The organism is Streptomyces sp. NPDC097617, from assembly GCF_044761485.1.
Lineage (GTDB): Bacteria > Actinomycetota > Actinomycetes > Streptomycetales > Streptomycetaceae > Streptomyces.
Window position 1 is genome coordinate 293071 of sequence record NZ_JBIWCL010000003.1, and the last position, 13114, is coordinate 306184.

The 13114-nt window shown below is 73.0% G+C and carries 7 protein-coding genes; 6 read left to right on the plus strand and 1 reads right to left on the minus strand.

All coding sequences use genetic code 11. The features are described 5' to 3' along the window. Positions 1 to 146 precede the first annotated feature (146 nt). From ACIQZO_RS07780 to ACIQZO_RS07805, 6 genes are all read left to right on the plus strand, one after another. Positions 147 to 2630, plus strand: coding sequence for a serine/threonine-protein kinase (locus ACIQZO_RS07780; RefSeq protein ID WP_403621632.1), 2484 nt, complete (start codon positions 147 to 149; stop codon positions 2628 to 2630). Between the two features lie 77 nt (positions 2631 to 2707). Then, positions 2708 to 5323, plus strand: coding sequence for a protein kinase (locus ACIQZO_RS07785; protein WP_403621635.1), 2616 nt, complete (start codon positions 2708 to 2710; stop codon positions 5321 to 5323). Between the two features lie 125 nt (positions 5324 to 5448). Beyond that, complete coding sequence (locus tag ACIQZO_RS07790; protein WP_403621638.1) at positions 5449 to 7146, plus strand: serine/threonine-protein kinase; 1698 nt, start codon at positions 5449 to 5451, stop codon at positions 7144 to 7146. Positions 7147 to 7249: 103 nt separating this feature from the next. Beyond that, entirely contained in the window at positions 7250 to 8881 is a 1632-nt protein-coding gene (locus tag ACIQZO_RS07795) for a succinic semialdehyde dehydrogenase (RefSeq protein ID WP_403621641.1), read from the plus strand. A gap of 27 nt (positions 8882 to 8908) precedes the next feature. After that, positions 8909 to 10696: a GMC oxidoreductase gene (locus ACIQZO_RS07800; protein ID WP_403621644.1), complete on the plus strand. Its 1788-nt coding sequence runs from the start codon at positions 8909 to 8911 to the stop codon at positions 10694 to 10696. Positions 10697 to 10885: 189 nt separating this feature from the next. Continuing rightward, the gene (locus tag ACIQZO_RS07805; RefSeq protein ID WP_403621647.1) at positions 10886 to 12553 is read left to right on the plus strand and encodes an LPXTG cell wall anchor domain-containing protein; all 1668 of its coding nucleotides are present in this window, start codon (positions 10886 to 10888) and stop codon (positions 12551 to 12553) included. 276 nt (positions 12554 to 12829) lie between these two features. Here the strand turns inward: ACIQZO_RS07805 and ACIQZO_RS07810 are convergent, their stop codons facing one another. Beyond that, positions 12830 to 13090, minus strand: a complete 261-nt coding sequence (locus ACIQZO_RS07810) for a chorismate mutase (protein WP_393850110.1) — start codon at positions 13088 to 13090, stop codon at positions 12830 to 12832. Positions 13091 to 13114: the final 24 nt, after the last annotated feature.

A 13114-nucleotide genomic window follows, 5' to 3' on the forward strand; every position in this document is an offset into this window, starting at 1 on the left:
GGGGGAACCGCAGACCCGGGGCGCCCGTCCGTTGCGGAGTGAGGAACAATGAGGGTTCTGCCGGGGCGGGTTATCGCGAGCCCCGGCCGCCGGGTCGCTCAGCCGCTGGGGCAGGCGGAGCAGCGGCACGATCGCAGAGGGGACGCATGTCGAAGCCGGAGCACACCGAGTCGCCTGCGGCGAAGCCTGACAGTGCAAAGTCTTCGGCTGGCCGCGTGCCTTCCGGGACGGGGCCGGTGGCTGACGCTGCGGATGCGCCTGCGGTGAAGCCTGAGGGTGCTGAGCCTGCCGATGCGCCTGTGGCGAAGCCTGAGGGTGCCGAGCCTGCCGATGCGCCTGCGGCTGCGAAGTCCGGGTTGAGCAGGGCTGCCGATGCGCCTGTGGTGGAGCCTGCCGAGGCCGAGCCGGTGGCTGACGCTGCGCCTGCCGATGCGCCTGCGGCGAAGCCTGAGGGTGCGAAGTCTGCCGGGTCGCCGACGGCTGACGCCGCGGCTTCGGATGCGCCTGCGGCGGCGCCCGCTGACGCTGAGCCGGTGGTTGCGAAGCCAATGCTGAGCAAGGCTGCCGGGACGGCTGCGGCGAAGTCCGGCAGTGAGGAGCCTGCGGTCGGGAATGCCGGGTTGGGCAAGGCGGGCGGGGGGAACCCTGTCGTCGAGAAGGCGGATGCCATGGCCGCCGCCGTCAAGGCCGCCGCCGCGAAGGCCGCCGCGGACGGGCAGCACGAGGGGCGCTTGCTGGCCGGCCGGTACCGGCTGGGAGCCGTGCTCGGCAAGGGCGGGATGGGTACCGTCTGGCGGGCTCAGGACGAGACCCTCGGCCGGACCGTCGCCGTCAAGGAGCTCCGCTTCAGCAGCGGGGTCGACGACGACGAGAAGCGACGCCTCATCACCCGTACCCTCCGCGAGGCCAAGGCCATTGCCCGGATCCGCAGTGGCGGCGCCGTCACCGTCTACGACGTCGTCGACGAGGACGGCCGGCCGTGGATCGTCATGGAGCTCATCGAGGGCCCCTCGCTCGCCGAGTTCATACGCGACAACGGCCCCCTCACCCCGCACCGCGCCGCCGAAGTCGGCCTCGCGGTGCTCGACGTACTGCGCGCCGCGCACGGTCAGGGCATCCTGCACCGCGACGTGAAGCCGTCCAACGTGCTCATCGCCGGCAGCGGCCGTGTCGTCCTCACCGACTTCGGCATCGCCCAGGTCGAGGGCGACCCCTCCGTCACCTCCACCGGCATGCTCGTCGGCGCCCCCTCCTACATCTCCCCCGAGCGCGCCCGCGGCCACAAGCCCGGCCCGCCCGCCGACATGTGGTCGCTCGGCGGTCTGCTGTACGCCTCCGTCGAGGGAGTACCCCCGTACGACAAGGGGTCCGCGCTCGCCACCCTCACCGCGGTGATGACCGAGCCGGTGGACCCGCCGAAGAACGCGGGCCCGCTGACCGAGGTCATCTACGGCCTGCTCGCCAAGGACCCGGCCCACCGGCTCGACGACACCCGTGCCCGGGCGATGCTCAACGCCGTCCTCGCGGCGCCGGAGCCCGTGCCCGCGCCCGTAGTGGTCGCGGCGGCGGAGGAGACCCGGCAGATCTCGCTGGCCGACGCCAAGGAGGCGGCGGACAAGGCGGCCGCCGAGAAGGCGGCGAAGGCCGCCGAGAAGGCGGCGAAGAAGGAGCGCGAGCGGCGCGACCGCGAGCAGCGCGAGCGCGCCCGCGCCGCGCTGAAGGCGGCCCGCAAGGCGGCCACGGCAGCGGCCGCCGCCACGGCGGTCTCCGCCGCGGAGCCGCCGAAGTCCAAGCCGTCGCCCGTCAAGGCTCCGCTCACGGACGTCATGCAGCGCCGCACCATCGTGCTCGCGGCGGCGGCCGTGGTCGTGGTGCTGGCGGTGGTCGGCTCGCTCATCGCCTACGCCTTCAGCGGCGACGGCAAGAAGGGCAAGGACGAGAGCAAGGGCGGGGGCAAGCCCACTCCGGGGGCCTCGGCCCCGAAGGACCCGGGCGCCGGCGGGACCGGGGACACCTCCCCGAAGCCCTCGGGGAACACCGGCGAGACGGGCGGCAGCGCCAACGGCAGCGCGGGAGCGGGTACCGGCACCGGCGGCCAGCCGGGCCAGGGCCAGCAGACCCCGGGCGCGAGCCAGGGCCAGGGCGCCACGTCCGGCGGCGCGGGCGGCGCCCTCCCGGCCGGATTCTTCCTGGAGCGGAATTTCGCGTTCCACTTCACCATGGCGATGCCCGAGGGCTTCAAGCAGACGGCCACAGCGGGTGAGAACTCCGGCGGCATATACAGCCGTGACGGTGGATTCCCGCGGATCCAGGTCGACTACACCGACAAGCCGGGCGACGACGCGCGCCTCGCCTGGGCCAAGGCGGCCCCCGCGGTGGCGGGCAGCAGCACGAGCTACCGGCAGATCCGCATCGACGCGGTGGACTACCGCGGCTACCCCACCGTCGCCGACTGGGAGTTCGAGCGGGAGCAGAAGGGGATCAAGGTCCGGGTGCTCAACCGCGGTTTCAAGATGGACGCGACGCACGGCTACGCCATCATGATCAGCTGCGCCGCCGACCAGTGGGACGGCGCCGAGTGCACCCAGTTGCGCAACGTCGCCTTCGAGACGTTCCAGCCGCTCGGCTGACCTCGGGACGCGGGCGGCCCCGGCGACGTATCGTGTCGGAGGGGCCATGGGGACCCACCGCACTCGGGGGAGGCGATGTGGAGGAGTACGCGGGCCGGATCCTGGCCGGCCGCTACCGCTTGCCCCTGCCGCCGTCCGACGAGTACGAACTGATCGAGACGCGCGCCTTCGACACGCGCAGCGGGCAGGAAGTCCTGGTACGGCAGGTGCCGTTGCCGGAGGTCGTGGACGCGGAGCTGCTGGACGGGCACCGGGCCGTCCCGTCTGCGGCGCGCCGCTCTCCCGCGGATCTGCCGGCCGTGCGTCGCGCCATCGAGGCGGCGCAGGCGGCGGCTTCGATCCCTGACCATCCCCGGCTGGACCAGGTCTTCGACGTGTTCGCCGAGGGCGAGTCGCTGTGGATAGTGAGCGAACTGGTCCCGGCCAGGCCGCTGGCCGCGCTGATAGCCGATGAACCGCTGAGCCCCTACCGGGCGGCCGAGGTGGCATCGGACGTGCTGACCGCGCTGCGGGTGCTGCACGCGCACGGCTGGACGCACCGGAACATCACCGTCCGGACGGTGTTGGTGTGCGAGGACGGGCGGGTCGTGCTGACCGGCCTGGCGGCCGGCGCCGCGGAGGAGGCCCTGTGCGGGTACGACCCCGTGCCGAGCACCGAGGACACCGGCGGCGCGGGTACGGGTACGGGTGTGGTGGGCTGGGGCACCGCCCCGGTTTCCGGTCCGGTTTCCGGTCCGGGACCGGCCCCGGTTCCGCCCCTCGCGCCGATCCCGACGCCGGCCCAGGTGCCGGTCGTGATCGCGGACCCGACGACTCCCGCCGACCCGGTGGACCTGCGTACGGAGCCCCCCGCCGCGTACGCGCCGCTCGTGGCCCCCGGGTACGACACCGGGCCGCGCTACAGCGACCACATCACCCCCGGACGCCCGCAGGAGCGCCCCGACCTCCAGGCCGCCGCACGCGCCGGGGCCATCGCCGCCTACCGGGCCGGGTCACGGGCCGCCGCCGCCCGGGTCATCGAGGAGCGCAGGGCCGGGACCGGCGCCGAGATCGAGGCCGGTTCGCCGCCGGAGCGCAGGCCCGAGGGGTCGACCCTCCCGCAGGGGTACTCGTATCCGTACGGCGGTCCGGCGGCAGGCGCCGCCGCGCCCTGGCACGGCGCCACCCCGCGACGGGCGGAACTCCCCCCAGCCGCACCGGAACCGGAACCAGAACCAGAACCAGAACCGGAATCAGAACCGGAGCCCGAACTCTTACCGCAACCAGCATGGGAGCCTCAACCAGCGCCAGAACCGGAACGATATCCGGAACGACTCCCGGAGACCTGGCCGGAACCCCGGCAGGAGCCCTGGCCGGAACGTCGGCCGGAGCCGGCGCCCGAAGCCCAGCCCGAGCGCCCTGCCCTGCCCGCCCAACTCGCCCTGCCGCAGGGCTACCGGCAGGCCGAGACCCCGGTCCCGGTCCCGGCCACGCCCGACCCGTCGCAGCCGAGCGGCTGGTCCGGGCCGCGCACCGGCCTGGACGCCGAGCGCGCCCGGCAGACCCGCATGGCCGTCGTCGGGGCCGTCACCGAGCGGTGGGCCCCCGAGCAGGCCGGTCCCGTGCACGGGCACTGGCAGCTCGCGCCCCCCGTCGGGCCCGCCACCGACCTCTGGGCGCTCGGCGCGCTGCTCTACCGCGCGGTGCAGGGCCACGCCCCGTACCCGGAGGACAGCGTCGCCGAGCTGGTCGACATGGTCTGCGCGGAGCCGCCCGCCTTCGCGGAGGAGTGCGGGGCGCTGCGCCCGATCGTGGAGTCGCTGCTGCGCCAGGACCCCACCGAGCGGCCGGACTTCGAGGAGCTGCGCGGCTGGCTGCGGTCGCTCGTGCGGTCCGCGCCCGAGCCGGACGCCGTTTTCGGGGTGCTTCCGATGCCGGAACCGGACCCGGCGCGGCTGCCCGTCGTACGCCGTCGTGGCGAGGTCCACGGGCGGCACCGCAACCCGGCGGCCCCCCGCAAGCCGCGCGCCCTCGGCCGGACCCTGCTGGTCGGGATCCTGGTCCTCCTCGCCGGCGGGGTGGCGTACGCGCTGCTGTTCATGCCGCGGGCCGCGGATCCGGAGGCGGCGGGTGACGCCCGGGGCAGCACCGGGCAGGCACCGGCGAAGCCCAGTCCCTCCCAGGTGCCTTCCGGCACGCCCGAGTCCAAGCCCGCGCCGCAGACGACCGGCCCCGCCGAATCACCGGCCGCCCCCGCCCCGGCTCCGGCCGGTTACACCACCCAGCAGGACCCGGAGCACTTCGAGATCGCCGTGCCCGAGGGCTGGGAGCGCCGCGGAATCAATGAGTCCGGTCAGGTGCGGTACACCGACGGGCCGTTCGTGCTGACCGTCGTGCCCGGCCGCGACAAGGTGCAGGGCAATCCGGATCCGGCGGCGTACCAGAAGGACAAGGAGCCGGAGCTGACCCCGTACCGGACGTCCACCTGGTCGACCGTCGGGGACGTGAAGACCACGAAGGTGGGTCAACAACTGCGCGCCACGGGCCGGTACACGTGGATCGACGGGACCGGTCGCAACGTGTTCGCCCGCAACTTCGTGGTCGCGCTGGGCGGGAGTTATCACGTCGTCCTCGTCACCGGTCCGGAGGACGAACAGACCAAGGTCACCGAAGTCTTCGAAAAGGCCACGGCGAGTTACAAGGCGGGCGGTTGAGCGGATACTGACGACAAATCAGTACGGCGATTGCGTCACAGTGCCGTCTTTCGGCGCCCGGGCGGTTCCGGCAGCCCCTCCGGGATCCGTAATCTGGCCTGAAGTGCAGAGAGCGGCGGGATTTCGTGGAACAGCAGACAGGTGGGGGCGATGTGCTGGCGGGCCGGTACCGGCTCGTCGAGCCGATCGGCCGAGGCGGCATGGGCAAGGTGTGGCGCGCGCATGACGAGCTGCTCCACAGGACCGTCGCCGTCAAGGAACTGACGGCGGGTCTGTACGTCGCCCAGGCCGACCGGGACGTCATGCACGCCCGGACCCAGAAGGAGGCCCGGGCCGCGGCCCGGATCCAGCATCCGGCGGTCGTCACCGTCCACGACGTGCTGGAGCACGACGACCGGCCGTGGATCGTCATGGAGTACATCGACGGACCCTCCCTGGCGGAGGCGGCCAAGGCGGCGGGCCGGATCGAGCCCCGCGAGGCGGCCCGCATCGGGCTGCACGTGCTGGGCGCGCTGCGCGCCGCGCACGCGGTCGGCGTGCTGCACCGGGACGTGAAGCCGGGCAACGTGCTGCTCGCCAAGGACGGCCGGGTCCTCCTCACGGACTTCGGGATCGCCGCGATCGAGGGCGACTCGTCCATCACGCGCACCGGCGAGATCGTCGGCTCCATCGACTACCTGGCCCCCGAACGGGTCACCGGCGGGTCCCCCGACCCGTCCTCGGACCTGTGGTCGCTGGGCGCCACCCTCTACACGGCGGTGGAGGCGCGCTCCCCGTTCCGCCGCACCTCGCCCATCTCCAGCCTGCAGGCCGTGGTCAATGACGAGCCGCCGGCGCTGCGCCAGGCCGGGGCGCTCGGACCGATCATCACGGCACTGCTGCGCAAGGACCCGGCGCAGCGCCCCTCGGCGGCGGAGGCCGAGCGGATGCTGATGGAGGCGATGGAGGGCCGGGAGCCGAAGGCGGCCCAGGCGTACGTGCCCACGCGCGCGGTGACCTCGCAGGAGCTCGCCCCGGCGCAGGAGTCGGCCGAGGAGCCGGTGCAGTCGGCGGACAACGCGCAGACGGCCTTGCTGCCGGAGCCCCCCGCGCCCCCGGCGACCGGGGCCACCGCGGTCACCGTGGCCGATCCGGCCCGGGGCTGGCGGGTGAGGGCCGTGGTCGTGGCCCTGGTGGCGGCGCTGCTCGGCGGCGGCGGTGTGTTCGGGGTGCTCAAGTACACCGGGGACTCGGGCAACGACGGCGGCGCGGACAAGGCGGCGAGCTCGGCGGGCGGTCAGTCGGGCGGTCAGTCGGGCGGTCCGGCGGGCGGTGCGTCGGGCGGTCCGTCGGGTGACGATGCGAAGTCCCAGGCCGAGGCCGCTCCGCCGGTGGGCTGGAAAAAGGTCACCGACCCCACCGGCTTCTCCCTCTTCGTCCCGGACGGCTGGACGCGGCAGATGGACGGCAACCAGATCGACTACACCCCCGACAACGGGAAGCACTTCATCCGGATCGCCGCCGACTCCACGCCGGACTACGAGAACCCGTACGTGCACCTGCTCGACCTGGAGAAGCAGGTGGCGAAGCGGACGGACTACAAGCGGCAGCGGCTGAACCAGAACACCTTCCGGGACAGCACCCGGGCCGCGCTGTGGGACTTCACCTGGATGGAGAAGGGCACGCAGGCCGGACCGCGCCGGGCCATCGAGCAGATGTACGTCGCCCCGGACGGCACCGAGTACGCGATCTACATGTCGGGCCCCGTCAGCGACTGGAGCACGACCCGCCAGCAGTTCGACATCGTGCTCAGCGGCTGGGAGCCGCCCGCCGCCAAGCCCTGAGCGGCCCCGGTCCCGTCATCCTGCCAGCGATCACTGGCGGAAATGGCAAAATCCGGTTACCGGCGGGTACCCAAAGGCTGTCCGGCGCAATACGCTCACCGGCATGACCGACTCGCAGGCCCCCGCCGCCCCCCTCCGGACCGCACCGGAGCCCACCAACCCGGTCGCCCCGGCCCCGGCCGGTGCCCGCACCGCCGCCGACGTGGTGACCCCCGACCTGGTCGCCCGGCTGACCCGCGGAGTGATCGGATCCGGCCGCACCGCCAATCACACCCCCTTCACCGGGGACCGGCTGGCGGAGCTCCCCGAGGCCACCCCCGAGGACGTGGCCGAGGCCTTCGACCGGGCCCGCGCGGCCCAGTCCGCCTGGGCGGCGGTGCCCGTACGCCGGCGGGCGGCGGTCCTGCTGCGTTTCCACGACCTGGTCCTCGCCCGGCAGGCCGAGGTCCTCGACCTGATCCAGCTGGAGACCGGCAAGGCCCGCCTGCACGCCCACGAGGAGGTCCAGGCGGTCGCCGTCTCGGCCCGCCACTACGGCCGCAAGGCCCCCGCGTACCTGCGCCCCAAGGGCCACACGGGCGCCATCCCCACCCTCACCAAGGTCACCGAGCTGCGCCAGCCGCGCGGGGTCGTCGGTCAGATCGCCCCCTGGAACTACCCCCTCGAACTGTCGGTCGGCGACGCGCTGCCCGCCTTCGTCTCCGGCAACGCGCTCGTCATGAAGCCCGACACCGAGACCGCCCTGACCGCCCTGTGGGCCCGCGACCTGCTGATCGAGGCCGGACTGCCCGCCGACGTCTTCCAGATCGTCCTCGGGGAAGGCCCCGTCGTCGGCCCCGAGGTGGTCCGGCACGCGGACTACGTCTCCTTCACCGGCTCCACCCGGACCGGCCGCGAGGTCGCCCGCGGCGCGGCCGACCGCCTCGTCGGGGTCTCCCTCGAACTCGGCGGCAAGAACGCCATGCTCGTGCTGCACGACGCCGACATCGAGAAGGCCGCCGCCGGCGCCGTCCGCGCCTGCTTCTCCTCCGCCGGGCAGCTGTGCATCTCCATCGAGCGGCTCTACGTCCACGCCTCGATCGCCGACGCCTTCGTCGAGCGGTTCGCCGCCCGTACCAGGGCCATGCGGCTCGGCGCCTCCCTCGCGTACGGCGCGGACATGGGCTCGCTGGTCGGCGACCGCCAGCTGGAGACCGTCCAGCGGCACGTGGACGAGGCCGTGGCCAAGGGCGCCACCCTCGTGGCCGGCGGCGTGGCCCGCCCCGACATCGGCCCGCTCTTCTACGAGCCCACCATCCTCGACGGCGTCGAGGCACCCATGGCGGTGTGCGGCGAGGAGACCTTCGGCCCGGTCGTCTCGATCTACCGCTTCACCGACGAGGACGCGGCGATCACCGAGGCCAACGCCACCGCCTACGGCCTGAACTCCAGCGTCTGGACCAAGGACTCCCGCCGCGGCCACGCCGTCGCCGCCCGCCTGCGCACCGGCACCGTCAACATCAACGAGGGCTACGCCCCCGCCTACGGCAGCGCCCAGGCACCCATGGGCGGCATGAAGGACTCCGGCCTCGGCCGCCGCCACGGCTCCGAGGGCATCCTGAAGTACACCGAGGCCCAGACCGTCGCCCACCAGCGGCTGCTGCCGATGGCGCCCTCGCTCGGCATGGACGACGAGAAGTACGCGGCGTTCATGACCCGCAGCCTCAAGGTCATGAAGGCCCTCCGCTTCCGTTGATCTCCGATTCCGTTAAGGGGCAGCACCGTGTCTGAGTCGTACGACTACGACGTCATCGTCATCGGATCGGGCTTCGGCGGGTCGGTCTCGGCGCTGCGTCTGACCGAGAAGGGCTACCGGGTCGGCGTCCTGGAGGCAGGACGCCGCTTCACCCGCGAGAGCCTGCCGAAGAACAGCTGGGACCTGCGCAACTACCTGTGGGCCCCGGCCCTCGGGCTGTACGGGATCCAGCGGATCCACCTGCTCGGCAACGTGATGGTGCTCGCGGGCGCCGGCGTGGGCGGCGGCTCGCTCAACTACGCCAACACCCTGTACGTGCCGCCCGCCGCCTTCTTCGAGGACCGCCAGTGGGCCTCGATCACCGACTGGCGCGAGGAGCTCGCCCCGTACTACGAGCAGGCCAAGCGGATGCTCGGGGTACGCCTCAACCCGACCATGACCCCCTCCGACGTCCACCTCAAGGCGGCCGCCGAGAAGATGGGCGTCGCGGACTCCTTCCACATGGCCCCCGTCGGAGTCTTCTTCGGGGACGGCGACGACGCCGCCGGGCAGCGCAAGGTCCGGCCCGGCGAGGAGGTCCCCGACCCGTACTTCGGCGGCGCCGGCCCCGCCCGCAGGGCCTGCACCGAATGCGGCGAGTGCATGACCGGCTGCCGGCACGGCGCGAAGAACACCCTGAACGAGAACTACCTGCACCTCGCCGAACGCGCCGGCGCGGTCATCCACCCGATGACCACCGTCACGGCGCTCTCCGACCACCCCGAGGGCGGCTACCGCGTCCGTACCGTCCCCACCGACGGCCGTCGGCGGGGTCGCGCCAAGGTGCTGCGCACCCGGTACGTCATCGTCGCGGCGGGCACCTACGGCACCCAGACCCTGCTGCACACGATGAAGGACCGCGGTGAGCTCCCGCGCCTCTCGCAGCGGCTCGGGGAGCTGACCCGGACCAACTCCGAGGGCCTGGTCGGCGCGCAGACCGACGACCGCCGCTACCGCAGGCGCCACGGCGACGGTTCCGGCACGGCGCAGCGGGCCGACTTCACCCGCGGCGTGGCGATCACCTCCTCCGTGCACCCCAACGCCGACACCCACATCGAGCCCGTCCGCTACGGCCGGGGCTCCAACGCCATGGGGTTCATGACCGTCCTCCAGGTCCCGCACAGCAAGCACCGGGTCCGCGCCTGGCTGGGCCGGACCGCACGGCACCCGCTGCAGCTGGCGCGCTCGCTCTCCAACCGGCGCTGGTCGGAGCGGACGATCATCGGCCTGGTCATGCAGTCGCTCGACAACTCGCTGACCACCTACCGCAAGCCCGGCGGGATCGGGAAGGGCCTGCTCACGGCCCGGCAGGGGCACGGCGCCCCGAACCCGGTGCAGATCGCGGAGGCCACGCAGGCCGCGACCCTGCTGGCCGAGGAGATCAACGGCTTCCCGGGCAGCAACATCGGCGAGCTGATGGGGACCCCGCTGACCGCGCACTTCCTGGGCGGCTGCCCGATCGGAGCCTCGCCCGAGGAGGGCGTCGTGGACCCGTACCACCGGCTCTACGGGCACCCGGGCATCTCGGTGGTGGACGGTTCGGCCGTGTCCGCGAACCTCGGAGTGAACCCGTCGCTGACGATCACGGCTCAGGCGGAACGGGCGATGTCGTACTGGCCGAACATGGGCGAGCGGGACCCGCGGCCCGAGCAGGGGACGGCGTACGTCCGCCTGGACGCGGTGGAACCGGTCCGTCCGGCGGTCCCCAAGGAGGCCTTCGGCGCGCTGCGGCTGCCGTTCCTCGCCGTCCCGGAGATTCCGCCGCGTCAGTCCTGAACGATCCGGAACCGACGCTGTGACAGCGGTGGGTACCGCGCTCCCCCTCCGAGCGCGGTACCCACCGCGGTACATATGTGACAGATGTTCAGCCTTGATGGTTGTACCGGAATCCCTCGAGGCCGGCTGTGGTGTCGATCACACAGTGAAGTGTGCAACTGCGATTGATGTTCGACAGTCAACGGCTGCATGAGAAAGCGCATCTCTTTGCTGGCTGCCGGTGGCCTGGTGGCCCTCGGTCTGGCCACCACCCCCGCACACGCCGCGGACCCCGTCTTCACCCTGGCCGGACCGGCCGGGATCGGCCTGCGCCCGCACCCCGGGCAGAGCGGCGAGCCGCAGAAGACCTCGCTGGCGTTCCGGATCGTCAACGACTCCGCCGAGACGTTCGACCGCCAGAGCACCTTCACGATCGACCTGGCTCCGCTCAAGGGCATCGCCGACGTGACGCTCGCCAAGGAGCAGCAGGGCGCGAACTGCACGCTCGCGGCCGCGACCGTGACGTGCCGGCGCTGGGCCCTGTGGAGCGGCGAGACCACCGTCGTGGACCTGGACGTCAGCGCCGCCAAGGACGGCAAGGTCGGCCAGAGCGCGGATCTGACTGTGACCGGCCGGGCGGAGGGCGCCACCTTCCAGACCGCCACCACCAAGGTCCGCGTCGGCGGCCCCGACCTGGTGCTGGACCGGGCCGCTCTGAAGGCGGAGCTGAAGCCGGGCGACAAGCAGAACCTGCCGATCGTCTTCGCCAACGAGGGCACCGACCCCGTCGACGGCGTCGTCCTCGAAGTGCGCACCACGCACGGCATCAACCTGCTCGAGCAGTACGACAACTGCTCGTACTCCGAGGACACCGGCGCGGGCCAGCCCTGGAACACGGGCTGGAGCACGGTGCAGTGCCTGCTGGAGGGCGAGTACGAGCCGGGCGCCGTCTACGGCGTCGACGGCCCGCTCACCCTCAAGGCCGCCCCGCACGCCTTCATCGACGGACTGACCTACGCGGTGTACGCCGCTGGCGACCAGCCGAAGTCGGCCAACAAGCGCACGCCCGCCGGCGGCAAGAAGCTCGCCGCAGGGAAGCAGGCCGGCAAGGCCTCGGCGCAGTCCGCCCCGCGGACCGGCGACCTCGACCCCTGGGACAACATCCGGGAGTTCGACCTCGCGACGAAGAACACCGCCGACCTGGTCGCCACGGGCGCGTCCCTCAAGGGCAAGGCCGGCGAGACGGTCCGGGCCGACTTCGGCTTCCGCAACAACGGCCCCGCGTGGGTCGCGTACCTGCGCTCCGGTGAGGACGTCGCCCGGACGGACATCGTGATCCCGGCGGGCGCGAAGGTCACCCGGGTCCCGGCCGGCTGCCAGGGCGTCAACGCGGACGGCAGTCACCGCGAGCAGGCCCTCGGGGCGCCGCGCTACTTCTGCTCCACCGGTCACGTGGTGGGGGAGACGCAGACGTTCTCCTACCCGTTCGAGCTGAAGATCGAGACGGTCGTGGCCGACGCCAAGGGCTCCGTCACGGTCGGCCAGTGGACGCCGGAAGGCACCACGGGCCACCGCTGGGACCCGACGCCGGCCAACAACAAGGCGGCCTTCGTGATCAACGCGAAGGACGGCGGCCCGGCGCCGACCCCGACCACCTCGGCCGGCCCGACCCCGACCCCGACCGCCTCCGCGACGGCCACGGCGACCGCGTCGGCGAGCGCCTCGGCCACCGGTACCGGTACCGGCACCACGGCGAACGGCGGCCTCGCCTCCACCGGCAGTTCCGCCGCGGCGATCGCGCTCGGCGGCGCGGTCGCGGTGGCCGCGGGCGGCGGGCTGTTCCTGGCGTTCCGCCGCAAGGCGGGCGGGCACGCCTAACGGCGCGACCCCGCACAACGGCGCGACAGCGCAGAACGGCCGGCCCGGGGCGTCCCCAGGGCCGGCCGTCCTTTACGGGGTGACCGGGCTGCTGTCCCCTGCCGTCCGGTCACGCGAAGGAGCGAGGTCCCACGACGCACGCTCCACGGGGCGTGCGTCTCATCGCTCCGGCGGAGCCACGCGTGGTGTTGCGGTTCCGCGGCTGGCTGACGCGGACATCCTCACCAACGAAGGGGCCCTGGGCCGGTCACGGTCCGGACGAGTGACGAACAGCCGTCACACGCGGCCCCGGCACAGCTCCAGCAGGGTCATCGCGAGGGCGGTGCCGGGCTTTCCGAGGGCGTCGCTCCAGTGGGAGAGCACCTCCATCTCGCGCGACAGGTGCACCCGGCGCCCGCCGGACGTGATCCGGGCGTCCTGGATGACCGTCGAGACGGCCATCCGCTCCTGGATCAGGCCGATGATCCGGTCGTCGAGGGCGTCGATCCGCGTACGGGAGTCGGCGATCAGCTGCTCGGGGGTGGTGGTGACGCTCATGGTGTTCTCTCCTGTGGTTCGTGC